The organism is Bradyrhizobium ingae (assembly GCF_055791185.1).
The window spans coordinates 210,263-236,812 of sequence record NZ_JBVUBB010000007.1; the positions used below are offsets into that span (position 1 = coordinate 210,263).

23 protein-coding genes, 1 pseudogene and 1 riboswitch are annotated in these 26,550 nt (G+C 63.9%); of the genes and pseudogenes, 17 read left to right on the forward strand and 7 right to left on the reverse strand.

The window, feature by feature from the left end; translation table 11 throughout:
• Positions 1–112 precede the first annotated feature (112 nt).
• Positions 113–1,339, reverse strand: a complete 1,227-nt coding sequence (locus ACV1FX_RS13700; protein ID WP_473118081.1) for an MFS transporter — start codon at positions 1,337–1,339, stop codon at positions 113–115.
• Positions 1,340–1,601: 262 nt separating this feature from the next.
• On the opposite strand from ACV1FX_RS13700, the gene ACV1FX_RS13705 reads away from it, so the two are divergent.
• From ACV1FX_RS13705 to ACV1FX_RS13745, 9 genes are all read left to right on the forward strand, one after another.
• Positions 1,602–2,363: an enoyl-CoA hydratase-related protein gene (locus ACV1FX_RS13705; RefSeq protein ID WP_473118082.1), complete on the forward strand. Its 762-nt coding sequence runs from the start codon at positions 1,602–1,604 to the stop codon at positions 2,361–2,363.
• Between the two features lie 228 nt (positions 2,364–2,591).
• Positions 2,592–4,259 (forward strand): bifunctional metallophosphatase/5'-nucleotidase, encoded by a 1,668-nt coding sequence (locus ACV1FX_RS13710; protein ID WP_473118083.1) that lies wholly within the window; start codon positions 2,592–2,594, stop codon positions 4,257–4,259.
• A gap of 133 nt (positions 4,260–4,392) precedes the next feature.
• Positions 4,393–5,322: a histone deacetylase family protein gene (locus ACV1FX_RS13715; RefSeq protein WP_027526546.1), complete on the forward strand. Its 930-nt coding sequence runs from the start codon at positions 4,393–4,395 to the stop codon at positions 5,320–5,322.
• 72 nt (positions 5,323–5,394) lie between these two features.
• Positions 5,395–5,646 (forward strand): exodeoxyribonuclease VII small subunit, encoded by a 252-nt coding sequence (locus ACV1FX_RS13720; protein WP_473118084.1) that lies wholly within the window; start codon positions 5,395–5,397, stop codon positions 5,644–5,646.
• A 244-nt stretch (positions 5,647–5,890) separates the two neighbouring features.
• Complete coding sequence (locus tag ACV1FX_RS13725) at positions 5,891–7,201, forward strand: hypothetical protein (protein ID WP_473118085.1); 1,311 nt, start codon at positions 5,891–5,893, stop codon at positions 7,199–7,201.
• Between the two features lie 357 nt (positions 7,202–7,558).
• Complete coding sequence (gene dxs, locus ACV1FX_RS13730; protein WP_473118086.1) at positions 7,559–9,487, forward strand: 1-deoxy-D-xylulose-5-phosphate synthase; 1,929 nt, start codon at positions 7,559–7,561, stop codon at positions 9,485–9,487.
• Positions 9,488–9,583: 96 nt separating this feature from the next.
• A complete protein-coding gene (locus ACV1FX_RS13735; protein ID WP_473118087.1) occupies positions 9,584–10,138 on the forward strand; it encodes a nucleoside 2-deoxyribosyltransferase in 555 nt (184 codons plus the stop codon).
• Between the two features lie 105 nt (positions 10,139–10,243).
• The gene (locus tag ACV1FX_RS13740) at positions 10,244–10,978 is read left to right on the forward strand and encodes a TlyA family RNA methyltransferase (protein ID WP_473118088.1); all 735 of its coding nucleotides are present in this window, start codon (positions 10,244–10,246) and stop codon (positions 10,976–10,978) included.
• The gene (locus ACV1FX_RS13745; protein ID WP_473118196.1) at positions 10,971–12,218 is read left to right on the forward strand and encodes a class I SAM-dependent RNA methyltransferase; all 1,248 of its coding nucleotides are present in this window, start codon (positions 10,971–10,973) and stop codon (positions 12,216–12,218) included. Before ACV1FX_RS13740 ends, ACV1FX_RS13745 begins: the two co-directional genes overlap by 8 nt.
• Positions 12,219–13,415: 1,197 nt before the next feature.
• Here ACV1FX_RS13745 and ACV1FX_RS13750 read toward each other — a convergent pair.
• Positions 13,416–13,931, reverse strand: a complete 516-nt coding sequence (locus ACV1FX_RS13750; protein WP_473118089.1) for an inorganic diphosphatase — start codon at positions 13,929–13,931, stop codon at positions 13,416–13,418.
• Between the two features lie 214 nt (positions 13,932–14,145).
• Between ACV1FX_RS13750 and ACV1FX_RS13755 the strand changes: the two genes are divergently transcribed.
• Positions 14,146–15,204 (forward strand): class I SAM-dependent methyltransferase, encoded by a 1,059-nt coding sequence (locus tag ACV1FX_RS13755; protein ID WP_473118090.1) that lies wholly within the window; start codon positions 14,146–14,148, stop codon positions 15,202–15,204.
• Here ACV1FX_RS13755 and ACV1FX_RS13760 read toward each other — a convergent pair.
• Positions 15,176–15,661, reverse strand: a complete 486-nt coding sequence (locus tag ACV1FX_RS13760; RefSeq protein ID WP_473118091.1) for a GNAT family N-acetyltransferase — start codon at positions 15,659–15,661, stop codon at positions 15,176–15,178. The genes ACV1FX_RS13755 and ACV1FX_RS13760 overlap by 29 nt on opposite strands.
• A gap of 148 nt (positions 15,662–15,809) precedes the next feature.
• Here ACV1FX_RS13760 and ACV1FX_RS13765 point away from each other — a divergent pair, with 148 nt between their 5' ends.
• Positions 15,810–16,673, forward strand: a complete 864-nt coding sequence (locus tag ACV1FX_RS13765) for a nucleotidyltransferase domain-containing protein (protein WP_473118092.1) — start codon at positions 15,810–15,812, stop codon at positions 16,671–16,673.
• Positions 16,674–16,754: 81 nt separating this feature from the next.
• Here ACV1FX_RS13765 and ACV1FX_RS13770 read toward each other — a convergent pair whose 3' ends face one another.
• Positions 16,755–17,597: a DUF1194 domain-containing protein gene (locus tag ACV1FX_RS13770; protein WP_473118093.1), complete on the reverse strand. Its 843-nt coding sequence runs from the start codon at positions 17,595–17,597 to the stop codon at positions 16,755–16,757.
• Between the two features lie 263 nt (positions 17,598–17,860).
• Positions 17,861–17,937: riboswitch (Fluoride riboswitch) on the forward strand.
• 91 nt (positions 17,938–18,028) lie between these two features.
• On the opposite strand from ACV1FX_RS13770, the gene ACV1FX_RS13775 reads away from it, so the two are divergent.
• The 6 genes and pseudogenes from ACV1FX_RS13775 to ACV1FX_RS13800 all read left to right on the forward strand — a co-directional run bounded on the left by ACV1FX_RS13775 (position 18,029) and on the right by ACV1FX_RS13800 (position 22,522).
• Positions 18,029–19,240: an MFS transporter gene (locus tag ACV1FX_RS13775; protein ID WP_473118094.1), complete on the forward strand. Its 1,212-nt coding sequence runs from the start codon at positions 18,029–18,031 to the stop codon at positions 19,238–19,240.
• 25 nt (positions 19,241–19,265) lie between these two features.
• Complete coding sequence (crcB, locus tag ACV1FX_RS13780; RefSeq protein WP_473118095.1) at positions 19,266–19,655, forward strand: fluoride efflux transporter CrcB; 390 nt, start codon at positions 19,266–19,268, stop codon at positions 19,653–19,655.
• A gap of 5 nt (positions 19,656–19,660) precedes the next feature.
• Entirely contained in the window at positions 19,661–20,089 is a 429-nt protein-coding gene (gene crcB, locus ACV1FX_RS13785; protein ID WP_473118096.1) for a fluoride efflux transporter CrcB, read from the forward strand.
• Positions 20,090–20,091: 2 nt separating this feature from the next.
• Positions 20,092–20,445 (forward strand): DUF190 domain-containing protein, encoded by a 354-nt coding sequence (locus ACV1FX_RS13790; protein WP_473118097.1) that lies wholly within the window; start codon positions 20,092–20,094, stop codon positions 20,443–20,445.
• Positions 20,446–20,484: 39 nt separating this feature from the next.
• A complete protein-coding gene (gene clpS / locus ACV1FX_RS13795) occupies positions 20,485–20,790 on the forward strand; it encodes an ATP-dependent Clp protease adapter ClpS (RefSeq protein ID WP_473118098.1) in 306 nt (101 codons plus the stop codon).
• A gap of 261 nt (positions 20,791–21,051) precedes the next feature.
• Positions 21,052–22,522: pseudogene (locus tag ACV1FX_RS13800) on the forward strand (FAD-dependent monooxygenase).
• A gap of 23 nt (positions 22,523–22,545) precedes the next feature.
• On the opposite strand, the gene ACV1FX_RS13805 reads toward ACV1FX_RS13800, so the two are convergent.
• The 3 genes from ACV1FX_RS13805 to aroC form a co-directional block, all read right to left on the reverse strand.
• Entirely contained in the window at positions 22,546–23,727 is a 1,182-nt protein-coding gene (locus tag ACV1FX_RS13805; protein WP_473118099.1) for a radical SAM protein, read from the reverse strand.
• A 442-nt stretch (positions 23,728–24,169) separates the two neighbouring features.
• The gene (locus tag ACV1FX_RS13810; protein ID WP_473118100.1) at positions 24,170–25,366 is read right to left on the reverse strand and encodes an adenylate/guanylate cyclase domain-containing protein; all 1,197 of its coding nucleotides are present in this window, start codon (positions 25,364–25,366) and stop codon (positions 24,170–24,172) included.
• 55 nt (positions 25,367–25,421) lie between these two features.
• Positions 25,422–26,510 carry a chorismate synthase gene (gene aroC, locus ACV1FX_RS13815; protein ID WP_473118101.1) on the reverse strand — a complete coding sequence of 363 codons (1,089 nt, stop codon included), beginning with the start codon at positions 26,508–26,510 and terminating at the stop codon, positions 25,422–25,424.
• Positions 26,511–26,550: the final 40 nt, after the last annotated feature.

Below are 26,550 nucleotides of genomic sequence, written 5' to 3' on the forward strand. Positions count from 1 at the left end.
CTCTGGAATACTGGATCGCCCGCCCCAGTGCGCAAGCGCGCACAAGGCGGGCGATGACAGTGAGAGTCTGGTGAGTAACGCAGGACACAGCCGCACACCGCATCGCCATTGACTACCGCACCTTCCGAGGCCGCACCAAAATCGCGGCCGCAGCCACGAGATCCAGCACCATGCACAGCGTCAGCGCTGCCGTGTAGTCGCCGGTCAGGCTTTGCACGAAGCCGATGAGGCCGGGGCCGAACGCGCTGATGATGCCGCTGATCGACGTGCCCAATCCCATGGCGGAACCGAATGCGGCACGGCCGATCTCGCGCTGGATGATCAGGGGCGGGAACGTGATCATGTTCCCGATCGAGAAGCCGTAAACGGCGCAGGCCGCCAGCATCACGGCCGGATGCGACGATTGGAGTAGCACGAGAAGCGCCAGCGCCTGGCTCACCATCGACACCGAGCTCGCCAGGCGCGGATCGATCCGGTCCACGAACAGGCCGAGCGACAGGCGGCCGACGACGGCCATGCTCGCCATGATGGTGAGCGCGAACCCGGCCGCCGAGCGCCCGATCACCGGCTCGAGGAACGGGACCTGGTGGACGATGAATCCCACTTGCGCGAGAACCGCAATGGCGATCGGCAGCACCATGGTCCAGAAGCCGGGATCGCGGAGCAGTGCCGTTCGTGGCGGCACGGGAAGCGTGTCCTGGCCTGCCGCCTGGGACGATGCGAGCAGCGCCTGCGTTCCGCCTTTCGGCCGATCGATCAGGGACACGATCACCGGCACCAGCACGACGACCATCACCGTCGTTGCGGCCAGCATCGCGCGCGCGAAGCCGATGAGGCCCGTCATGACCAGCAGCAGCGGCGCCAGCACGATCCCGCCGCAGGTGGCGCCGTTGAACGCGAGACTGAGCGCAAGCCCGCGGCGCCGGTCGAACCATGCATTGAGGACCGTCGCGATCACGACCGTGCCCATGCCGGTCCAGCCCACCGACATCAGGGCATAGGCGAGATAGAGCTCCCAAGGCGCCGTCATCAATCCGAACAGAATCGTCGAGGCGCCGAGCGCCGACAGTCCGCACAGCGAAAGCGCGCGCGGACCGATCCGCACCAGGATGTCATCGGTGAAGATGACGAGAACGGAGGTGAGCAGGAACGAGAAGGTGCTGGCCGTCGAGATCAGCGCGCTCGGCCAGCCGTGAACGCGCTGGAGTTCTGCGAGATAAATGCCCTGACCATAAAGGCCGAAGCCGAACATGAAGAAGGCGATAAGGAAACAGCCGAAGACGACCCGCCAGCCGCGATAATGTCGCGAGGATTCGTCAACGATCGTTGCGGCAATCATCGATCGGCAATCGGCCACACAAGAGCGAAACGGGGCCGATCCTGCCCCACAACTACCGGTTATTCAATAAAATAATTGTATCCTTTTGTTGCATCGCCCGCCTCGCATCTGCGACGGCAACGGCAACGGGGGTGGTATGCACCGCCGCACCGTTGAAAACGGCACCTCCAGGTTTGGCGGCACCGCAAGATGATGTAGGCTGACGGCAAAACGACAGGCCGGCGGCAAGGGTGCCACGGGCCGCTATTGGGGACTGGGAAGCATGACCGGCCAGATCATTGTGACGCAGGAAGGCGCGATGCGGGTGATCACGCTGCGCCGGCCGGACAAGAGGAACGCGGTCACGCAAGCCATGTACCGCGACATCGGCAACGCGATCGACACCGCACAAAACAACCCGGACATCCGCTGCCTCATCGTCACCGGCGGCTCCGGCGCGTTCAGCGCAGGCAACGATCTCGAGGAGTTCCTGGCCGACGCCACGGCGAGCCCGGAGACGCCGAGAGCCTCCAATGCCATCAAGCTGCTCTACTCGCTCGCCCACAATGTGAAGCCGATCATCGCCGCCGTCGACGGCGTCGCGATCGGAATCGGCACGACCATGCTGTTCCATTGCGACTATGTGCTCGCATCGACGGCTGCGACCTTCAGGACGCCATTCGTTCCGCTCGGACTGATCCCGGAGGGCGCATCCACCCTCTTGATGCCGCGCACCATGGGTTATCAGCGCGCATTCGCGATGCTGGTGATGGGACGGACCTTCGACGCAGAGGAGGCGCAAGCGGCGGGCTTCGTCAATGTCGTGGTCTCGCCCGGACATACCGAGGCTGAAGCCAAGAAGGTGGGGCGCGAGATTTGCCGACTGCCGGCAGATGCGGTCGCGATCTCGCGCAAATTGCTGCGCCTGCCGCCGGAGGAACTGACGCGCCGCATCGACCAGGAGAGCCATCTCTTCGGCGAACGAATACGCTCGCCGGAAGCGATCGCTGCGTTCAGGGCATTTTTCGCAAGAAAGAAGCATTAAGCTCTTCACCTTGCCGCGCTTGCAGGGAGAGAGGTCGGAATTCAAGCGCAGCTTGAATTCCGTGTGAGGAGCTTCCGCAAATCCATTTTTTACGGCACTCCTCTCCCCCCACCCCTCCCAGCGCGCGAGCGAAGCTCGTCGCGCCCCCGCGATCGGGGCAGGAAGTGCACCGACATCGGCGGCAACAAGCTTCGTGATATCTTCGCGCGGAACGTTTAGGCTTGTTCCATGCGACACCTGCTTCGCCTGATCCCGGCCACTCTCGCCTTTGCACTCGGTTGCGCCCCGTCCTCTCCTGCCCAGACCCCGGCGCCGGTCGAACTGCGCATCCTCGCGATCAACGACTTCCACGGCAATCTCCGGCCGCCGCCCGGCGGCATCCGCATCGGCGATCCCGAGGACAAGGCGAAAAAGGTGACGGTCGCAGCGGGCGGTGCCGAGTACATGGCGACGCTGGTCAAGCAGCTTCGCGAGGGCCGCAGGAACACGATCTTCGTCGCGGCCGGAGATCTCATCGGTGCGAGCCCGTTTTTGTCGGCGATGTTTCACGACGAGCCGTCGGTCGAGTCGCTGTCGATGATGGGGCTCGCGATCAGCTCGGTCGGCAATCACGAGTTCGACGAGGGCAAGACCGAGCTGCTCCGGATGCAGAACGGCGGCTGTCATCCGGAGGACGGATGCCAGGGGCCGCATCCCTTCACGGGTGCCAAATTCCATTATCTGGCGGCCTCCACCATCGAGACCGCGACCGGCAAGACCATCCTGCCACCGTACGAGATCAGGGAGTTCGACGGCATCCCCGTCGCCTTCATCGGGCTGACGCTCAAGGGCACCGGCGGCATCGTCTCGCCGGCCGGCATTGCCGGGCTCGAATTCCGCGACGAGGCCGAGACGGTGAACGCGCTCGTCCCGCAACTGAAGGCGCGCGGCATCGAGGCGATCGTGGTCCTGATCCACGAAGGCGGCGAGCCGACCGGCGACTACAACGAATGCCCGGGCATCTCAGGCCCGATCGTCGACATCGTGAAGAAATTCGACCGCGCGGTCGACGTCGTCGTCAGCGGCCACACCCACCGTGCCTATGTCTGCAACATCGACGGCCGGCTCGTCACCAGCGGCGACAAATACGGCACGCTGGTGACTGCGATCGACATCACGCTCGATTCCACGACGCGCGACATCGTCAGCGCGAAGGCCGAGAACGTGATCGTCGCGAACGCCTCGCTCGCGAAGGATCCCGAGCAGACCGCGCTGATCGAGGCCTACGACAGACTCGCGGCCCCCATCGCCAACCGTCCGGCGGGATCGGTGACGCAGACCCTGTCGCGCGGGCCGAACGAGGCCGGCGAGAGCGCGCTCGGCGACGTCATCGCCGATGCGCAGTTGGCGGCGACGAAGGATGCGAAGGACGGCGGCGCTGTGATCGCGCTCACCAATCCCGGCGGCATCCGCACCGACATCGTGCCGAAGGAGAACGGCGCGGTATCCTATAGCGATGTGTTCGCGAGCCAGCCGTTCCGCAACCGCCTCGTCACCCTGACGCTCACGGGCGGCCAGCTCAAGGATCTGCTGGAGCAGCAATGGCTCGATCCGAAGCGGCCGCGGATCCTCCAGATATCGAACGGCTTCAGCTATGTCTGGGACACCTCAAAGCCGTTCGGCGAGCGCGTGATCGCCGACAAGATGACACTCGACGGCAAGCCGATCGATCCGGCATCGAGCTACCGCGTTACCCTCAACGACTATCTCGCCGTGGGTGGCGACGGCTTCACGGTCGCCAGGCAAGGCACCTCGCCGCAATATGGCGGCTATGATGCCGATGCGCTGTTTGCCTTCTTCAGGGCGCATGGCCCGATCGGCCCGCTGCCGCCGACCCGCATTCTGCGTATCAATTGATCCGGATCAAACGGCCCAAAACGGGACCACCTTTGCCAATCCCCGCCAAACGCCTACATTGCGTTTTGCATTGCCTTTTGGCGCCGGATGCGCCAAGCGACGTCAAGAGCCCGTTCCCAGTGAGCCTGAACTGATGAGCACGCTTCTCCTTTCCCACAAGGCCTGCCTCGACCATGTCACGCCGCAGGGTCATCCCGAGCGGCCGGACCGCCTGCGCGCGGTGGAGGAAGCGCTGTCGCACGAACGTTTCCAGTTCCTGGTGCGCGACCAGGCGCCGGAGGGCAATCTCGACCTCGTCACGCTCTGCCACAACGAGCATTACGTCACCGAGCTGCGCCACATCGCGCCGACCAGCGGCCAAGTCTATATCGACGGTGACACGTCCATGTCGCCAGGCACCTGGGAAGCAGTCATGCGCGGGGTCGGCGGCGCGGTCGCCGCGACCGAGGCCGTGATGGCGGGCGAGCACCGCAACGCCTTCGTCGCGGTGCGCCCGCCCGGACACCATGCCGAGATCGGCAAGCCGATGGGCTTCTGCTTCTTCGACAATGTCGCGATCGCTGCCCGCCACGCGCAGCGCAAATACGGCATCAAGCGCGCGGCCATCGTCGATTTCGACGTGCACCATGGCAATGGCACGCAGGACATCTTCTGGTCGGATCCGACCGTGATGTATTGCTCGACTCATCAGATGCCGCTGTTTCCAGGCACGGGCGCGCGCTCCGAGCGCGGCGACCACGACACCATCGTCAACGCACCGCTCGCCTCCGAGGACGGCGGCCCTGAATTCCGCGACGCCTTCGAGAATCTCATTCTGCCGCAGCTGACGAAGTTCAGCCCCGAGCTCCTCATCATCTCCGCCGGGTTCGACGCGCATTACCGCGATCCGCTGGCCTCGCTGAACCTGCGCGGTGAGGACTATGCGTGGGTTACGCGGAAGCTGATGGACCTCGCCGACAAGACCGCAGGCGGCCGCGTTGTTTCGGTGCTCGAGGGAGGCTATGACCTGCAAGGACTGAAAGAATCTGTTACGGCGCATGTCGGCGCCCTGATGGGTGCCTGACGACACCCGCCACATTGCGCCCGCAAAATATTGCTTCGTAACCTAGCGAAGGGCGGGCAATCGGAAACTGATATGGCCGAAAATACCCAAGTCGACGTCACCAGGCTGACCTTTGAGCGCGCGATCGAGGAACTCGAAACGATCGTGAAGCGGCTCGAGGAGGGCAAGGTGCCGCTGGAAGAATCGGTAGCGATCTATGAGCGCGGCGAGGCCTTGAAGCGCCGCTGCGAGGAACTCTTGCGCCAGGCGGAAGCCCGCGTCGACAAGATCACCACGGACGCCAGCGGCCAGGCGAGCGGCACCGCGCCCCTCGACGTGCAATAGCCCTTCCCCCGATACCCCAAGCCATTCAGAACGTTCAGGGAATGCGCCCGAAGGCCGCGCAGCCAGGATGCAATTAGCTCTTGGCCTGTCCCACGGACTGCTATAGTCCCGGGACAGACAATGCGGACCGGACCAACGGTCCGGACGAACATCGACGGATTACGTCGAAAAAAGCGCATCAATCGGGGGAGAGAGGCTGGGCTCCTGTCGGGGCCCAAGGCCGGCTTGCGGGATCACAGGATCAGTGCGCGTTCAGAACCGCCATATCATCTATGTGCAGGGCTACGATCCGCGCGGGCTCGCGCGATACTATCGCATGTTCCGCACCGAGCTGCGCAAGTTCGACCGGCTCTACCAGCTCAAGACCACGATCAGCCGGCCGCAGGATCTGAGCGAAGGCGAGATCGCGTCCTGGAGCATCGAGACCCGCGCGGAAGACTGGCAGACCCGCACGGACTACGATTTCCTGCGCTTCGAGGATTTCATCAAGCGCGATCTCGCCCAACCGATCCGCAAGACCGTGTTCGCGGCGCTCTGGGTCTACTGCCAGCTCGTGTTCGGCGGCACGATTGCACGCTTCGCCAAGGCGAACTGGCGATTCGCAACCTTCGTCAGCTATCCCTATCTGGTGCTGCTCGCGGAGGCTTTGTGCGCGGCCGGCGTCGCATGGCTGTTCCGAAAAGGGCTGGATGCGTTCGGTGTCCCCGACCCGTTCAGCCTGCTCGCAGCCGCCGCACTGTTCGTGGCGTTGCTCGGCACCACGCTGAAATACACGGAGGAGAAGACATATGTGCTCTACCTCCTGCGCGACCATATCTGGACCTGGGAATTCGCCCATCGCCGCCAGCCGGAATGGGACCGGCGCATCGATCGCTTCGCGGAGCATCTGTGCAAGGTCGCGCGCACCACGCGTGCAGAGGAGATCGTGCTGGTAGGCCACTCCTCGGGCTCGTTCCTCGCCATCGAGATCCTGGCGCGCGCGCTCAAGCTTGATCCCGCGCTCGGGCGACGCGGCGCCCGCGTCATGCTGCTCACCGTTGGCGGCAATTGTCCGGTCGTCGGCTATCACGCGGCGGCGCAGGATTTCCGTGACCGCTTGCGCGAGCTTGCGGTCGACCCCTCGATCGAGTGGATCGACTGCCAGGCCCGCAAGGACGTGATGAACTTCTTCCAGTTCGATCCGATCGCTGGCCACGGGATCGACGTCGGTGCGGAGCGATGCAATCCCGCCGCCATCGTGCCGGTGCGCTTCCGCGAGATCATCGCGCCCGAGCACTACAAATTGTTCCGCTGGCAATTCTTCCGCGTGCATTTCCAGTTCGTGATGGCCAACGAGCGGCCGCATGCCTACGACTTCTTCATGATCGTCTGCGGCCCGGTTCCCTTGCGAGAACGGATGGCCATGCCGGACGCGGCGCTCGGCATTGCGATCGGGGACGCTTCGGCCCGCGAGTTTGCCTGGCGGCGGCTGGAGCTCGAAAATTCCCGTCCCCACGGTCAAATTTCCGCCGAGGAACTCAGCAAATTGGAACCTCCGGCCCGGAGCCGGGGTTAACCAAATCGGCCCGAGGCTTGCAGGCGCATACCCTGTCCACGGGTCTGCGGGTTGGCTTTGACGGCCGCTTTGGTGTAAAGGAGCCCGGACTATGGCTATTTGCGAGCCTTTCGTGAGCAAGTGTTGCTGGCGGTAAGCGCTTCAAATCGCTAAAGAAATTGGTTGGGACGGGTGACGCCGAGCTGAGTGATAGAGATCACAGAGACTGAACCGGAGCGCACTTAGGCTCACTTAAGCTTGAAGAAGGGGCTTCGCCCCGCGCAGGTGGCTCCGACAGTCAGAGCTCGCGCTGCGCCAATATTGTGCATACCCATCTCGTGCCGGACGGTCGTCCGGCCCTTAAAATTGGAAATCGCCGTGAACGCATACAGCAAGACGCCGCTTCTCGACACCATCCGGACGCCGGATGACCTGCGCAAGCTCAAGATCGAGCAGGTTCGCCAGGTCGCCGACGAACTGCGGCAGGAGACCATCGACGCCGTTTCCGTGACCGGCGGTCACTTCGGCGCGGGCCTCGGCGTGGTCGAGCTCACCACCGCGATCCATTACATCTTCGATACGCCGCGCGACCGGCTGATCTGGGACGTCGGCCACCAGGCCTATCCGCACAAGATCCTGACCGGGCGGCGCGACCGCATCCGCACCTTGCGCACCGGCGGCGGCCTCTCCGGCTTCACCAAGCGCAGCGAGAGCGACTACGATCCGTTCGGCGCCGCGCACTCCTCGACCTCGATCTCGGCCGGCCTCGGCATGGCCGTCGCGCGCGACCTCTCCGGCGGCAAGAACAACGTGATCGCCGTGATCGGCGACGGCTCGATGTCGGCGGGCATGGCCTATGAGGCGATGAACAATGCGGGCGCGATGAACTCCCGCCTGATCGTCATCCTCAACGACAACGACATGTCGATCGCTCCGCCGGTCGGCGCGATGAGTGCGTATCTGTCGCGACTCTACTCCGGCAAGACCTACCGCACACTGCGCGAGGCGGCCAAGCAGATCAACAAGCGCCTGCCCAAGATCATCGCCAACCGTGCCAATCGCGTCGAGGAATATTCGCGCGGCTTCATGATGGACGGCGGCACGCTGTTCGAGGAGCTCGGCTTCTATTATGTCGGCCCGATCGACGGGCATAACCTCGACCATCTGCTGCCCGTTCTGAAGAACGTCCGCGACATGGAGACAGGCCCGATCCTGGTCCACGTCGTGACCCAGAAGGGCAAGGGCTACGGCCCGGCGGAAGCCTCCGCCGACAAGTACCATGCGGTCGTCAAGTTCGACGTCGCGACCGGCACTCAGGCCAAGGCCAAGCCGAACGCGCCAGCCTACCAGAACGTGTTCGGCCAGAGCCTCGTCAAGGAAGCCCAGAAGGACGACAAAATCGTCGCCATTACCGCGGCAATGCCGTCGGGCACAGGCGTCGACATCTTCAACAAGGCGTTCCCCAACAGGACCTTCGACGTCGGCATCGCCGAGCAGCACGCTGTGACGTTCGCGGCCGGCCTCGCCACCGAAGGCTACAAGCCGTTCTGCGCGATCTACTCGACCTTCCTGCAGCGCGGCTACGACCAGGTCGTGCATGACGTCGCGATCCAGAGCCTGCCCGTGCGCTTCGCCATCGACCGCGCCGGCCTCGTCGGCGCCGATGGCGCGACGCATGCGGGCTCGTTCGACAACGCCTATCTCGGCTGTCTGCCCAACATGGTGATCATGGCGGCCTCCGACGAAGCCGAAATGGTGCACATGGTCGCGACCCAGGTCGCGATCAACGACCGTCCGAGCGCGTTGCGCTATCCGCGCGGCGAGGGCCGCGGCGTCGAGATGCCCGAGGTCGGCATTCCCCTCGAGATCGGCAAGGGCCGCGTCGTTCGCCAGGGCAGCAAGATCGCCCTGCTCTCCTTCGGCACCCGTCTTGCCGAATGCGAGAAGGCAGCGGACGAGCTCGCCGCGCACGGCCTCTCCACCACGATCGCCGATGCGCGCTTCATGAAGCCGCTGGATACCGACCTGGTGCTCAAACTCGCCCGCGAGCATGAGATCCTGATCACGATCGAGGAAGGCTCGGTCGGCGGTTTCGGCTCGCATGTCGCGCAGTTCCTGACGGACCAGGGCGTGCTCGACAGCGGCGCGGTGCGGTTCCGCACGATGGTGCTGCCCGATGTGTTCCTCGACCATGATACGCCGGCGGCGATGTACGGCCGCGCCGGCCTGGACGCCAAGGGCATCGTCGCCAAGGTGTTCGAGGCGCTCGGCAAGGACGTCAAGACCGAGACGGTCAAGCTGGCCTGATTGTTGCGCGGTTACTGAACTCAACCTCTCCCGCCGGGAGAGGTTGTGCACCGCCGATGTCGTGGCAATTCGATGCCTCCCCGATCGGTATTCTCCATGAAAATCTATCTGGCAGGCCCAGACGTGTTCCTGCCGGATGCGATTGAGGTCGGCCGGCGGAAGGCCGCGATCTGCGCGGCGCATGGACTCGCCGGACTCTACCCTCTCGACAACGCGATCGACCTCGCCGCAGGCGATGCCTCGCGGCAGATCTTTGCCGCCAACGAGGCAATGATGGATGCGGCCGACGCCATCATCGCGAACCTGACGCCGTTCCGTGGCGCTGGCGCCGATCCCGGCACCGTCTACGAGCTTGGCTACATGGCCGGCCGCGGCAAGCTGTGCCTCGCTTATTCCAACGACCCCGCCGTCTATGCGGACCGCCTCAGTCGTTACATGGATATCACCCCCGACGACGGCCGCCTGGTCGATGCGCAGGGACTGACCATCGAGGATTTTGGTCTGGTCGACAATCTCATGATGATCCACGCGCTGGATCTGCACGGCTGCCCGCTGGTGACACCGACCGAGATGCCCGTCGACGTCTGGCACGATCTCGGCGCGTTCGAGACTTGCGTCCGGATGGCGGCCGCGCGATTGATCGCTACATGAGCGCTAGAGCATGATCCGGAAAAGTGTGCAGCAGTTTTCCCTCGCGACAAACGCGGAACGCGCTTGCGCGGAGATCAGGCTCAAATAACGTCTCCGGAGAGCCTGATGTCCCCTCCCCGCAAGCGCGCGGATGTTTTGCTGGTCGAACGCGGCCTGTTCGAGAGCCGGGCGCGGGCGCGCGCGGCGATCGAGGCTGGGCTCGTCACCGCCAATGACAAGCCCGTCACAAAGCCGTCCGAAAGCATCGCGGAGGATGCGATGCTGCAGGCCGAGCCGGCGCATCCTTACGTCTCGCGCGGCGGCGTCAAGCTCGCCGGCGCGCTCGAGCGCTACCCCATCGAGATCGAGGACCACATCTGCCTCGACGTCGGCGCCTCCACCGGCGGCTTCACCGAGGTGCTGCTGGCGAACGGCGCGAGCCTCGTCTTCGCCGTCGATGTCGGGCGCGAGCAGTTGCATCCATCGCTGCGCGGCCATCCCAAGATCGTCTCGATGGAGGAGACCGACATCCGGACTTACGAAGGCAGGCGCCTGCCAGCGCGGCCCGATATCGTCGTCATCGACGTCAGCTTCATCTCGCTGAAGACGGTGCTGCCGGTGGCGCTGTCGCTCGCGGCAGCGCCGATGAGCCTGCTCGCGCTGATTAAGCCGCAATTCGAGGCCGAGCGGAAGCACAACAAGAAGGGGATCATTCGCGACGCCGCCGTGCATCGGGAGATCTGCGACGACATCGCGGCCTTCGCCGCCTCGCTCGGCTGCACCGATATCGAAGTATTCCCCTCGCCGATCACGGGTGGCGACGGCAATGTCGAATTCTTCATGGGCGCGCGCCGTGGTTGAGCGTCTGACGATCGATCACGTCGGCCATCGCGGCGACGGCGTCTGCCTCGATGAGCGCGAGGCGATCTACGTGCCCTATGCGCTCGGCGGCGAGACCGTCGAGGTCGAGCAGCTTCCCGGCCATCATCCCGACCGCCGCAAGCTGCTCGCGGTGGATGTGGCAAGCCCCGAGCGCATCGCGCCGTTCTGTCCGCATTTCGGCGTCTGCGGCGGCTGCGCGATCCAGCATTGGGCGACCGCACCGTATCAGGCCTGGAAGCGCAACATCGTGGTCGAGACGCTGGTACAGGCTGGCGTCGCGTGTGAAGTGGCGCCACTGGTCGACGCACATGGCGCGGGCCGGCGGCGGATCACGCTGCATGGCCGGCTCGGCACGCACGAGATCCTCAAAGTGGGCTTTGCCGCAACGAGCTCGCATGACGTCATCCCGATCCATCGTTGCCCCATCCTCGATCCCGCGCTCGAAGGCGCGCTCGATGCCGCCTGGGCGATCGCCGAGCCGCTGACGTCGAAAATGGCGGTGACCAAGCCGCTCGACATCCAGGTCACCGCGACCGGGAACGGGCTCGATGTCGACGTGCGCGGCTCAGGTCCGCTGCCGGCGGCGATGGTCGCGGCCCTCTCGGGCGTCGCCGAACAGCATCGCCTGGCGCGGCTCACGCGGCATGGCGAACTGGTGCTGCAGCGATTGCCGCCGACGCTAAGCATGGGCCGGGCAGAGGTGACGCTGCCACCTGGCTCATTTCTCCAGGCAACCGTCGCGGGCGAAGAGACGCTGGCCGCGCTGGTCAGCGATCGCGTCGGCAAGGCAAAGCAGATCGCCGATCTCTTCTGCGGCGTCGGTCCCTTTGCCTTGAGACTCGCTGAAAAAGCCCGCGTCACGGCCTATGACAGCGACGCGGGCGCCGTCGCAGCGCTCGCGAAAGCCGCGCGTACCCCGGGCCTGAAACCGATCACGGCAGCGCCGCGCGACCTGTTCCGCCGCCCCCTGGTGCCGCAGGAGCTGCGCGAGTTCGACGCCGTCGTGTTCGACCCGCCACGCCAGGGCGCACAGGCGCAGGCGCTGAAACTCGCCGCAAGCAAGGTGCCGGTCGTGATTGCCGTGTCCTGCAACGTCGCGACGTTCGCACGCGATGCGCGGCTCCTGATCGACGGTGGCTACGAACTCGAGACCGTGGTGCCGGTCGACCAGTTCCGCCACACGCCGCATGTCGAGCTGGTGGCGCGGTTCAGCCGGTGACGAGCATTTGCGCCCGCTTGACGTCGTGAACGCGCGGCGCGAGGCCGACGCGGCGGCACTGATGGCCAAGCACTTGCAACGCCCGCTGGTGGTCGGCATGTCTTGAGGCCTGAAGTAAGCGTTGATTCTGGCGAGCGGTGACAAAAATGTCGCATGCTCGGAAAAGATCAGGGGCTTGCCTTGGAATTGGCCGATCGACCGGCCCAGCCAGTCCAGAATCTGCTAATGTCCGCAATTATTACCTGTCCTTTTTAATGCGGAACGACTCAAGTGATCTTTGAAATCGCTTGTTCTGTAATTTGCATTGTCGCGATGCGGGCTATCTCGAAGACGTACAAGCGACGGCGAGACGTACTCTATGGCCCGTATATAACGCCGGCCGATTAGTTGCCGGGCGGCGAGGTCCGCTTTGTCGTCAGCTTCCCCGCCGGCGCGAACGGCAGCGCTCGTCGATGGCACATGTGATTGCCATCAAAAAGAATGCGTCTGCCACCTGAATTGGCAGATAGGCAAATCTGCGTAGCGGCGACTACTCTGGCAAATTACCGCCGGAGCATTGCCATGTCGGCTCAGATCATTCAGTTCAGCAAATTTCAGAGATCCCGTGAACTCGCTCGGATGCACAGCGATATAGAAAGGAGCCTGGCTAAGCTAAACGAAATGGCCACCCAGGTGTTCAACGCTTTGCGAGACGATGCATCGGCTGGCCCCTCTGGAGTGAGCGCCCGGCAGCAGACACATCCCATTGAACCAAGGCTCGACCGCCTGCCGCTTCCGTCATCTGATCTCCAGCGCGACCCTGGTCCGTGCGCAGGCGGGCTGCGATGGCTCAGTCGACAAGACGACAATTCCTGATTGTCCAGGAATGGGATCGCTGGATCACGAGGCAACGATTGTCGCGCTATCGAACTACGCGCAAAAAAACTCTCGAATTTTTCCTCGAACTTCAAAGTGCCAAGTCGCCCCTCCTGGATTTCAATCCACGCGGACGCGACAAATGGGCGATCGTGCACCATTGGTTGGTCATTGCGGGGCGAGTGCCGGACGGCAGGCCGCGCTCAAAATAGGCAGCCATTCAGACGCCCAAACTCCAGTCAGCCACACAGCCCTACGCAATACTCGCAACGCCCGCTGGTGGCCGGCTTGTCTTGAGGCCCCAGGTAACGGGATAGATCACGGTAGCACGACAGCCGTCACCTATCGCGTCAGCCGCTTGATCGTCTTCACTGCGTGAGCCGGGCCATGCCAGCCCAAAAACTTCAGCTCCTTTTTCTCCAGCGCATTGGTCGCACGGAAGAACTGTTCCAGTTCCTCGACGGCACGGACAGGCAGGCGCCTGACATCCTCGAGGTCGGTTTCCAGCGGTGAGCGGTCGGGCACCGCAAAGATGCGGTCGTTGCGCTCCGCCTTGCCGTCTCTCTTCTGTGAGACCTCGACGACCCCGATCGGCCGGCAGCGCAACACCACACCCGGATGCGTCTGCGAGTCATGGATCACCAGGACGTCGAGTGGATCGCCGTCCTCCGCCTTGGTCGAGGGAATGAAGCCCCAATCATAGGGATAGGTCAGCCCGGCCATCAACGGCTTGGCGAGCGTGAAGACTTTCAGCTTGGGATCGAATTCCAGCTTGCAACTGCTACCGCGCGGCGTTTCGACGACCGCATGGACGTGCTCCTTGTCGGCCCAGGTCGGCAGCTTGGTCAGGTTCGTCATCAAAGAAACTCCGGAACGGTCTTGAGGATCAAACCTCGCCCGAACGAGGCGGTTCCTGTCGAGGCGGACACGTTGAACCTGCGGCGCGCCGGATTGACCCACATAGAGGACCCGCGGATTTCCGAGAGCCTCGCTCTCATCACGGCCGATGGCTCGTGCGCGGTCCGGCAAAGCACAACTGCTGGTAAATGCCCGACACCGCATGGAGGCTGTCATGGAAGTCAATTCCGACAAGTTGAATGCCTTTATGGGCAAGATGATCACCGAGGTCGGCGCGGCGATGAACGCATCGCTGATCCTGCTCGGCGACAAGCTCGGTCTCTACCGTGCCCTCGCCACCAAGGGACCCATGAACTCTGCCGAGCTCGCGAGCGCCACCGGAACGAAGGAGCGCTATATCCGCGAGTGGCTGTCGAGCCAGGCCGCGTCCGGTTACGTCGAATACGATTCCGCGTCGGGCAAGTTCTCGATGCTGCCGGAACAGGCGATGGCGCTTGCCGACGAGGAGAGCCCGGTGTTTCTCGGCGCGGTTGGCAACGTCATTGCCGCGGCGTTCCTGGACGAGCCGAAGGTCACGGACGCCTTCAAGACCGGCAAGGGTGTCGGCTGGAACCGGCGCAGCGAGTGCCTGTTCTGCGGCACGGCCCGCTTCTTCCGCACCGGCTACAAGCACCATCTGGTGCAGGAGTGGCTGCCCGCGCTCGAGGGCGTGGTGGAAAAACTCAAGCGCGGCGCCAAGGTCGCCGATGTCGGCTGCGGGCACGGCGTCTCGACACGGCTGATGGCGGAAGCCTTCCCGAACTCCCGCTTCTACGGTTTTGACTATCACGAAGGCTCGATCGAGGCTGCGCGCCGGTCGGCCACTGACGCCAAGCTCGGCGATCGCGTCAGCTTCGCTGTCCACTCGGCCAAGACGTACCCGGCCGAAGGTTATGATCTCGTCTGCTTCTTCGACTGCCTGCACGACATGGGCGATCCCGTCGGCGCCATCAGCCACGTGCGTGAAACCATGGCGAAAGACGGTACCTGCATGCTGGTCGAGCCCTTCGCCAATGATCGCCTCGAAGACAACCTCAACCCGGTGGGACGCGTCTATTACGCCGCATCGACCATGATCTGCACACCAGCATCGCTCGATCAGGAGGTCGGCATGGCGCTCGGTGCCCAGGCCGGCGAGGCAAGGCTGCGCAAAGTCGCGCGCGAGGGCGGCTTGAGCCGCTTCCGTCGTGCCGCCGAGACGCCCTTCAACCTGATCCTGGAGGCGCGGATCTGACGTCGAGCATCCCGGACTCGGGTCTGCGCGCGACATAGCCGACGCGCAGACCCGGGACGAAGCCGCAGCGCTCGTAGAACCGATGCACGCGCGCGTCCTTGCGGCCGCTTTGCATCAGCACGTGGTGGCAATCCATGGCCCAAGCCGCCTCCAGCGCCGCGGCGACGACGGCACGCCCATGTCCGCGCCCCTGAAATTGCGGATGTGTGACGACATTCTCGAGGAAGCCGTGCCGCCGGCCGCCACGCAGCAGATTGGGCGCGGTAATCAGCATGCAGGTGGCGACGATCCGGTCGTCTTCGACCGACACGAACACCGCAATATCCTCGCGCGACAGCGTCTGCTGCCAGATGTCCGCAGCCTCCTCAGGTGCAGCGCTCGCACTGACGTCGGACGCGCGGAATAGTGCAAGCAGCCCCGCAAGATCCGATATCCCGGCAAGTCTGGCGTTCGCCATCGATTTCACCACCTCCCGGCGACGCGCCAGTCTTGCCTGCTGCCTGCCCCGTTGGCAATGCGAACAACCAATCACCCGCGGCAGTTGACCATCCTCCTTAACAGGACCATACCCGCTGCCGGAAGCTTACCGTGCGGGACCTCACCCGATGGCAGCGCAGAGGGACATCGAGCGCGATCCGCTCATCGAGCGGGTGGTATCCGCGCTTGGCGACGTTGCAGGCATCGAGGCCATCGTGCTCGGCGGCTCGCGCGCGCGAGGAACGTCGCTCGAGAACTCCGACTACGACATCGGGCTATATTTCTCTGATAACACCAAGCTCGACACCGATCACCTGCAGCAGGCGGCGCGGCAGCTCGCCGACGATCCGGAGGCGACGACGGTCACCTCGGTCGGCGCGTGGGGACCGTGGATCGTCGGAGGCGCATGGCTGACGATCGAGGGACAGAAGGTCGACCTGCTCTACCGGAACATCGACGCGGTCCGCCGGACGATGGAGGCTTGCCGGGCGGGACAGGTCAGCATGGACTATCAGCCCGGACATCCGCACGGGTTCTGCTCGGCGATCTGGATGGGCGAGATCGCCTGTTGTCAGGCGCTGCGCGACGAGCGGGCGGTGATCGCGGAGCTGAAGTCGATCGCACTGCCCTATCCAAAGCCGCTGCGTGAGGCTCTGATCCGGCGTTTCCAATGGGAAATCCTGTTCAGCATCGAGAACGCCGAACTCGCCGCGCAGCACGAGGACCAGACCCACGTGGCGGGCTGCGTCTACCGGGCGCTGACCTGCGTCGCGCAGGTCCTGTTTGCGCTGAACGGAGAATATCTCGTCAACGAGAAAGCGGCCCTCCAGCAGGCCGCGGAGTTTCCGGTGACCATTCCGAACCTGATGGAGGAAACATCCGGGATCTGGCGACGCATCGGAAATCACGCGTTCGAGAGCGCGCTGGCGCACCTGCGCACGATCGAGCGGCTTCTGACCGCACTGGCATCCCGGCCGACTGCGTCGCGATAGGTGCACAAGACTGTTTTCGATATCGCTGATGACGAAGACGGTCGCGGCGCCGACCATCACCGGCCGCTCATCGGTCATCCCCTACCTGCCCCAGCGATCCTGCCAGATCTTTTCCCCGATCAGGCAGCTCACCCGCGGCTCCTTGTCGGAGACGTGCACGACCTTGCGCTCCGGCGTGCGGCCGGCAACCTCCATCAGGAGTTTCGTGCGGATCGCCTCCTTGAACTTGTCGCGGTCCTTGATCGCGATGACGAATGAACCGGGGCCGCCGACCACGCAGTCCTCGTAATAGTAGTCGAGATTGTCGATATCCATGGTCGAGTAAGACGGCTCCTTGACCATGATCGGCAGCCCGTTGATGACGATGCCCTTCTCCAGCGCCGCATCGCGCGAGATAGTGACCGGCCCGCCATTGTTGTTGGGACCATCGCCCGAGATATCGATGACGCGGCGCAGACCGCGATAGGGATCCTCGTCGAACAGAGGCATCGCGAAATTGATCGCGCCCGAGATCGAGGTGCGTGAGGCACGCCGGATCGGCGTCTTCAGGATTTCCGCGGCGACCGCATCCGCGGTCTCGGGCCCGTCGATCAGCCGCCAGGGAATGATGATCTTCTGGTCGCTGGAAGCGGCCCATTCGAAATAGGTCACCGCGATCCGGCCATTGGGCCCCGCTTTCAGCGCCTGCAGGAACTCCTTGGAGATGATCGCCTGCGCGTAGCCTTCGCGCTGGATCGCGAGTTCGTCCATGTCCATGGAGTAGGAGACGTCGACGGCGAGGATCAGTTCGACATCGACACTCTGCGCATCCTTGTCCGCCGCCTGCTGCTGATAGCCGGTTCCTGGCGCCGCGACGCTCGCAGCGTCGCCTCCGGCAAGCATGCCGGCCACCAGCACAGCCCCGATCGAGATCAGCAAGCGCATCGCGCCCTCCCGTCGTATGACGCGATGGTGACATGCAAATGCGCCCTCGCAAAGTGCGAAGATGGCTTAAGCTTCACATTCGAGTTAGACGTGTGAGCCGTAACGCAAAGCTGCCGCAGCGCTGCCACGCTCACGCCGTTTCGAGCTATCGATCACTACCAACGTCATTCCGGGGCTCGCGAAGCGAGAACCCGGAATGACAGCGTGGACATCGAAGCAAGGGCCCACCCTATTGTGCGGCGCGATTTCCATGCTAGGCTTGTCGGACAGATGGGGATGGAGTCCCCCGACAACCGCCCGACGATGTCAGATTGTATGGGCTGATGACTCCTGCTTGAGGTGAGGCATTCTGGAAAGCCTCGCCTTCGGCGGGAGCATGGATAAACCCGCCGGTGGCGGGTTTTTTATTGCCTGAATGCGAAAGGCAAGACGTGACGACGGCGACGCCGAATCCATCCGTGACCGCGGTCCCCAGGGGAGTCTGGGTGCTCGGCTTCGTCTCGCTGCTGATGGATGTCTCCTCCGAGATGATCCACGCGCTGCTACCGGTCTACCTGGTCACGGTGCTCGGCACCTCCACCATGACTGTCGGCATCATCGAGGGCATTGCAGAGGCGACCGCCTCGATCACGAAGATCTTCTCCGGCGCGCTATCGGACTGGCTCGGCCGGCGCAAGCTGCTCGCAGCACTCGGTTATGGGCTCGCCGCGTGCACCAAGCCGTTGTTTCCACTCGCGCCCAGCGCGGAATGGCTGGTCGCTGCGCGCTTCATCGACCGCGTGGGCAAGGGCATCCGCGGCGCGCCACGCGATGCGCTGATCGCCGACATCGCGCCGGCGCAGTTGCGCGGCGCGAGCTTCGGCCTGCGCCAGTCGCTAGATACGATCGGTGCCTTCGTCGGCCCGCTCGCAGCGATCGGCCTGATGTGGTGGACGGCGGACAATTTCACGGCCGTATTCTGGGTCGCGGTGCTGCCGGCGTTTCTGTCCTTTGCCCTGATCACGTTCGCCGTCAGCGAGCCCGAGTCCGAGGGGGCTCGCGCGCCGTCGCGAAACCCGCTCAACACCGCGGCGATGCGGCAGCTTGGTATGGCCTATTGGCACGTCGTGGCGATCGGCATCGTCTTCACGCTGGCGCGCTTCAGCGAGGCCTTTCTGATCCTGCGGGCGCAGAATATCGGGCTGAATGCGATGTGGGTGCCGGCGGTTCTGGTGCTGATGAATATCGCCTATGCGCTCTCGGCCTATCCGGCCGGCGCCTTGTCGGACCGTATCAACCGCACCGCCCTGCTGGCCCTCGGGCTCGCTTTCCTCGCCGGGGCAGATCTGGTGCTTGCGCTGCTCCCAAGCCTCGCGGGCCTTGGGCTGGGCGTCGTGCTGTGGGGCCTGCACATGGGACTGACGCAGGGGCTGTTCGCGGCGCTCGTCGCCGATACTGCGCCGTCAAACCTACGCGGCACCGCATTCGGCTACTTCAACCTGTTCACGGGGCTTGCCACCCTCGCAGCCAGCATCATCGCGGGCGCACTATGGGACGCCTATGGACCGGCCGGCACCTTCCTTGCGGGGCTCGGCTTTACGTTGATCGCGCTTGCGGGACTGCCTGCGATCGGCAAGAGCTTGGCGAAACCGACGGGGCATTGATGGAAAAACTGGGGGATCATTCGACGTGGTGAGCGGTATTCTTGCAATCGCAATCGGCAGCGTGCTCGGCGGCTGCGTGCGCTATTTCCTCTCCGGCGCGATCGCGCGGCGCTTCGGCGAGACGTTTCCCTGGGGCACGATGACCATCAACGTCACGGGCGCTTTCCTGATCGGTATTTTCGGTGCGCTGGCGACACATCCGGGCTCGATCTTCGCCGCCCCGACGCCATGGCTGTTCGCGGTGACCGGCTTCCTCGGCTGCTACACCACCGTCTCTTCGTTCAGCCTGCAGACCCTGACGCTGGCGCGCAACGGCGAGCAGCTTCACGCACTCGGCAACATCGTGTTCTCGGTCAGCCTGTGCCTCACCGCGGTGACCTGCGGCTTCCTGCTTGCTGACAGCTTCGGAGGCTAGAGGCGATGACCACCCTCACCTCCAAGGATCGCTGGCGCAGCGCTGTGCTTTACGCCTGGGTCGCCGCCGGCAGCATCGCCGGCGGGATGACGCGCTGGCTCGTGGGGCTCTTGCTTGACACCGGACCCGGTTTTCCCTTCGCGACGCTGTTCATCAACGCCACGGGATCCCTGATCATCGGCTTCTACGCGACGCTTACCAGCCCCGACGGCCGCGTGCTCGCGCGGCCCGAGCACCGGCAGTTCGTCATGACCGGCTTTTGCGGCGGCTATACCACCTTCTCGACGTTCAGCCTCGAGACCTTCCGCCTGTTCCATGGCGGCATGAAACATACCGCGCTGGCCTATATCGCCGCCTCGCTGATCTGCTGGCTGGTGTCGGTGTGGCTCGGCCATATGATGGCAAGCCGCTACAACCGCTTGAAAAGGAGCTGACCATGCAAATCCCAAATCAGGTCCCAAGGCAAGCAGTCCTGCTCCGCATCTTCATCGGCGAGAACGACCATTTCGATGGCAAGCCGCTCTATGAAGCGATCGTGATCAGCGCGCGCGAACGGCATCTTGCCGGCGCCACCGTGCTGCGCGGACCGATGGGTTTTGGCAAATCGAGCCGGCTGCACACCTCGAAAATCCTGCGGCTGTCGGAAGACCTGCCACTGGTGATCGAGATCGTCGACAGCGAGGACAACATCAACGCATTCCTGCCAATCCTGGATGGCATGATGTCGAGCGGGCTGATCACCTTGGAGAAGGTGCAGGTCCTGCAATATGGTGAGAAGGCCGCACCTTGAGCGCCGCGGCTGGAACCCCGGACGTGTTTCGGAGGCGGAATGAACGACACCGTCACCAAGCCGAAAACAAGGACGAAGACCAAGGTCGAGCGGCCGAGGCTGCACAAGGTCATCCTGCTCAACGATGACTACACGCCGCGCGATTTCGTCACCCTGGTGCTGAAGGCCGAATTCCGCATGACTGCGGACGAGGCCTATAAGGTCATGATCACCGCGCACAAGCTGGGCGCCTGCGTCGTCGCCGTCTTCACCAAGGACGTCGCCGAGACCAAGGCGACGCGCGCCACCGACGCCGGCCGCGCCAAGGGCTATCCCCTGATGTTCACCACCGAGCCAGAGGAATAGAGCGCGCCAGCGCGGCGCCCCGTCGAAGCAGCGCGCGATAAATCCGGAGCCCACAGCCTGGTGGCCAAGGGACAGAAAGACGCCAAGTCAAAACAAGCTGGGAAGACAAAACAAGCTAGGAAATTCCGCTCTGTCGCGGACGGACGGAGGACGGCAACACCATTGCCTCCCACTTAAATATGTAGCGCGCAAGGGTCTTGCTTCAAGACCCCGACCATCCCGTAGAACCGCCGCCCAAGCCAGAACCTGCGGGAGCGCGGAATGACTGAATTGCTGTGGACCAGGCATGCGGTGGTAATCGTCGGAGCAGGTCCGACGGGATTGATGCTGGCAGGCGAGTTGGCGCTGGCGGGCGTCGACGTCGCCATCGTCGAGCGGCGCGCCGACCAGGATCTTATCGGCGCGCGTGCCGGCGGATTGCATGCACGCACCATCGAGGTGTTCGATCAGCGCGGACTGGCCGACCGGTTCCTTGCACAGGGACAGGTGGCGCAGGTTGCAGGCTTCGCCTGGATCCGCCTGGACATCAGCGACTTTCCCACCCGGCACCCCTATGGCCTCGCGCTATGGCAGAACCAGATCGAGCGCATCCTCGCCGGCTGGGTCGATGAATTGGGAGTGCCGATCTATCGCGGACGCGAGGTGACCGGCATCGCGCAAGACGAGACCGGCGTCGCCGTCGCGCTCGCCGATGGCCATTCGCTGCGGGCGGACTATCTCGTCGGGTGCGACGGCGGACGCAGCGTGATCCGGAAAGGGGCCGGCATCGACTTCCCCGGCTGGGATCCGACGATCAGTTGCCTGCTCGCCGAGATCGAGACGGCCAACGAGCCGCAATGGGGCCTTCACCGCGATGACAGGGGCATCCATTCCTTCGCTCGCCTGCAGAACGGCCCGGTGCGCGTCATGGTGACCGAACGGCACGTCGCACGAACTGCTGAGCCCACGCTGAGTGATCTCAGCGAGGCGCTCATCGCCGTCTATGGCACCGATTATGGGATCCACAACCCCACCTCGATCTCCAGATTCACGGACATGACGCGGCAGGCGGCGTCGTATCGGAGCGGACGAGTCCTGCTGGCCGGCGACGCCGCACATGTGCATCCGCCGATGGGTGGACAGGGCCTCCAGATCGGTGTGCAGGACGCGGTAAATCTGGGATGGAAGCTTGCCCAGGTAGTGAACGGCACCTCGTCGGAAAGTCTCCTCGACACCTACCATTCCGAGCGCCATCCGGTCGCCGCGCGCGTCCTGCGCAACACGATGGCGCAGACAGCGCTGCTGCGCTACGACGACCGTATCGAGGCGTTGCGCGAGGCCGTGTCCGAACTCTTGGGCATGGATGAGCCGCGCAGGCGGGTCGCCGCGATGATGTCGGGTCTCGACATTCGCTACGATCTCGGTGCGGGACATCCACTGCTCGGACGCCGCATGCCCGATCTCGATCTCGTCACGGCGAACGGCCCGCTGCGAGTCTTCTGCACGACGCACGACCGGTCCTGCTCAACTTCGGTGAGCCTGCCCGCCTCGACATCGCGCCGTGGCAGGATCGGATTACGGCGCTCGATGCAAAATGCGCCGCTACCTGGGATCTTCCGGTGATCGGCGCAGTGGCGGCACCCGACGCCGTGCTGGTTCGGCCCGACGGCTATGTGGCGTGGGTGGGCGACCGGACGCGGTCCGGGCTCGCCGACGCGTCACCACATGGTTTGGACCGCGCGTTGCGGCGTAGCGTGGGTTCGGTTCACGCGTCCGTTAGGTACCCGCCAACGTGTCGCGCAAATTGATGCGGTCGCCGTCCGGCTTGCTGACATAGAGGTGGCTCGCCAGGGCGGATTGCATGGTCTCAAACATCGAATAGAGATCGTCGCAATAGACCGAGGGATTATCGTAGCCGTTCTTCTTGGAGAAACGATGCGGAAGATAGCCTCCCCCGCAGGCGTTCATGAATTTGCATGAACGACATTTCGCGCAGAGATTGATCGACGCATCGCGCGCGGCTTTCCAGCGAGGCTCGTTCCTGACCTCGTCGATCGCGTGATCGAAGATGTTGAAGCTCGTATTCGTGAAACCATCACCTGCAATCCGCAGCACGTCGTGAGCCTCGACGGTGCCATCGGTCATGACAGTGCAAAGCTCGACGGGTTTGTGGCCCACGCCCTCCGTCGGCGAATTGTTGCCAAGCAGGGCCGTGATCATGTCGGAAATGATACGGATATCGGACGTCGGCTTCGTGCGATTTGCCTCCAGCCACAGGTCGAACAGCCCTTTGTAGAATGCGGCAATGGATGGCGGCTTCTCGTCCACCGTCGCGTCCGGGATCATGATGTCGTAGTTGGAGATGCCGCACGCGGCGAAAAAGTCGGCATATTGCTGCGGCGCGTAGGCGGGATTGCAGACCGCCAGCGCAATGACGCTGATGTTGCGCGATGTCAGCATGCGCGCTGCACGCTCCACGGCGGCATGGGTGCCCGTGCCCTGAAACGTCTTGCGGTGAAGGTCGTGAATATGTGCCGGCCCGTCCAGACTGATCGCAACCGAGATGTTGCGGGCCTCGAAGCAGCTTAGCCATTCGTCATCGATCAAGACACCATTGGTCGTGACCGCAATGGGTATGTCGCAGCCCGTCCGTGACGAAATACTCTCGCAGGCTTCGGCAAACCGGTGGAAGTTCTCGACGCCCCACAGCAGCGGTTCACCGCCATGCAAAATGATGGGAAAATCGACGAGCACGTATCTGGCGACGTGCTCCTCGATGCGCTGCAGCAATTTCTGCTGCACATCAGGGCTCATCAGCTTGGGCTTGCTGTAAACGGAGGCGTCGCGGAACCAGTAACAATAGGAGCAGTCGATGTTACATCGCGTTGCGACCTTGACCAGCAACTGCGTGATCGGCTGATCCTCGAAGGCGGTTAAATCTGAACCGTCAGCCGACATGCCGACACCGAGACGGGGTTGTAGGACCTAGTATCCTCGAACAAATCCCCCTCGGCGGAACGCGCCCACGCCGGGAGCGTATCCCCCTCTGCGAAAGGCGCCAGCATTTGGCCCTTTGGCAAAAGCTCCTCGTCTGAAAGCGGCCTGGGTCACTACGGGTTCGCCGGAGACGACGCCTTGCTCCGCACTCTGCCCACGCAGGTCGTTCAATAGTGCGTCGATGCCCTGATGGTCGCTTTGAATTGTTGCGCCTGGCCCATGCAGCTGGATGAGGCTCGCCAAGACCTTCAGCGTCGTAATCGGCATGGTGATGCCCCTCTTTTCGCGACGCAATGCAGGATCGAACGAAAGGCCGGTGTGTCGAACCGGCTGAGCAATGACGAATAGTATACCCTTTCTATTGTAGCGGCAATGTGTCGGGCCCAGTCCCGCTGGATATGCCCTACGCCATCTCCACCGGCGCTTCCTCTGCAAGGCCATAGACGCGCTGCGCCTTCGAAAAGCCCGCGATCGGAAATTCGCCGAGCTCGTTCCACGCGGCGCCGCAGGCGCGGACGAAATTCTCGGAGGCCACCACCGTCCGTCCCATGCGGCCGGCGATCTTCTCCAATCGCGCGGCAAGATTCACGGCGGGACCGATGCAGGTGAAGTCGAGACGGTTGCCGCCGCCGATATTGCCGTAAAGGATGTTGCCGACATGCAGCGCGACGCCGAAGCGGAAGCGCTCGATCGCCTCACCAACCGGATACGCCAGCGCATCGACACTGCAGCGCGACTCGCGCGCGGCCTCGAGCACGCGCGCGCAGACGTGGTTCGCATCCCCGATATATTCGTCGATCGGAAACACCGCGAGCAGGCCGTCGCCCATGAACTTCAGCACCTCGCCGCCGTGAACGCGGATCGATGCGACCTGGCAGTCGAAATAATGGTTGAGGATCTCGACCACGGTCTCGGCCGGCAAACGGTCCGACAGCGCGGTGAAGCCACGCAAGTCGGAGAGCCAGATGACGGCCTGCATGCTGTCGGTGTGGCCGCGGCGGATCTGGCCGCCCATGATGCGCTCACCAGCACGGTTGCCGACATAGGTATCGAGCAGCGTCGTGGCGGTGCGGCGCAGCGTGATGATCTCGGTGAGGCGCGTCAGAGGTTTCGTCAACGCGCGCAACACCGCGACCTGCGCATCGCTGAAGCCGCCGGGTTGTTTGGTGGTCCAGGTCATCGCGTGGACGGTATCGTCGAGGAAGCGCAGCGGCGTCGCAACGTAATCCGTGGCGCCTTCCTCCTTGAGGTCCTGCAGAAAAGGAAAGCGCTCGACGTCGCCGGGATCGTCGGGATTGCCGCGCACCTCGAGACCCTGGTTGAAAACGAGGCTGAGCGGGCTCTTCTTGAACTCCGGCGTCTCCTGGATCTCGAAATCCACAGTGCCGACCTCGACCTCGGCCGCGCCTTGCCGCCAGATGAAATTGCGGCCGAAGATTTCGGGGTGCAGCGTGCGGATGAAGACGCCGACCCGCCACAACGGCAGTCCGGCCGCGACCAAGCGCTCGCAGCATTGGGACACAAGCTGGCTCGGCATCGGCGCCGAGCGTGCTCCGTCGATCAGCCAGTCGGTGATGGCGCTGATTTCAGATGCATCCATGGCGCCACAATTTGCGGGCGAACGGTTCGAGCCGTCAAGCAGCGCCGACGGCTAGTTAACGCCCGACCTGCCCGCGGTCGCGCAGGAAGTGGTCGGCCAGCACGCAGGCCATCATGGCCTCGCCCACCGGAACCGCGCGGATGCCGACGCAGGGATCGTGGCGGCCCTTCGTGAAGATCTCGGTATCAGTGCCCTTGCGATCGACGGTCAGGCGCGGCTGCAGGATCGACGAGGTCGGCTTCACCGCAAAACGCACCACCACCGGCTGTCCGGTGGAGATGCCGCCCAGCACGCCGCCGGCATGATTGGACAGGAAGCGCGTGCCGTCATTGCCGGTGCGCATCTCGTCGGCGTTCTCCTCCCCGGTGAGTTCCGCCGCGCCAAAACCTGCGCCGATCTCGACGCCCTTCACCGCGTTGATGGTCATCATCGCCGCCGCGAGATCGGAATCGAGCTTTGCGTAGATCGGTGCGCCCAATCCTGCCGGCACGCCCTCGGCCACCACCTCGATCACGGCACCGATCGAGGAGCCGCTCTTGCGGATGCCGTCGAGATAGCTCTCGAAGAACGCCGCCTTGTCCTTGTCCGGGCAGAAGAACGGATTCTTCGCGATCTCCTCCCAATCCCATTTGTCGCGGTCGATCTTGTGCGGACCGATCTGAACCAGCGCGCCGCGCACGCTCACACCGGGCAGCACCTTTCGCGCGATGGCGCCGGCGGCGACCCGCATCGCGGTCTCACGGGCCGAGGAACGCCCGCCGCCTCGATAGTCGCGCAGGCCATATTTGGCTTCGTACGTGAAGTCGGCGTGGCCGGGGCGAAACTTGTCCTTGATCTCGGAATAGTCCTTCGAGCGCTGGTCGGTGTTCTCGATCAGCAGCCCGATCGGCGTGCCCGTGGTCACCTGCTCGCCGGTCTCCGGATGCGCCATCACGCCGGAGAGGATTTTCACCTGGTCCGGCTCCTGGCGCTGGGTCGTGAAGCGCGACTGACCGGGCCGGCGGCGATCGAGGTCGCGCTGGATGTCGGCCTCGACGAGCGGGATGAGCGGCGGGCAGCCGTCGACCACGCAGCCGATCGCCACTCCATGGCTTTCGCCGAAGGTGGTGACACGGAACATATGGCCGAAGGTGTTGAAGGACATCGCTGCTCGCTGGATCGTAAGTCGGTTCGGACTTGTGGTA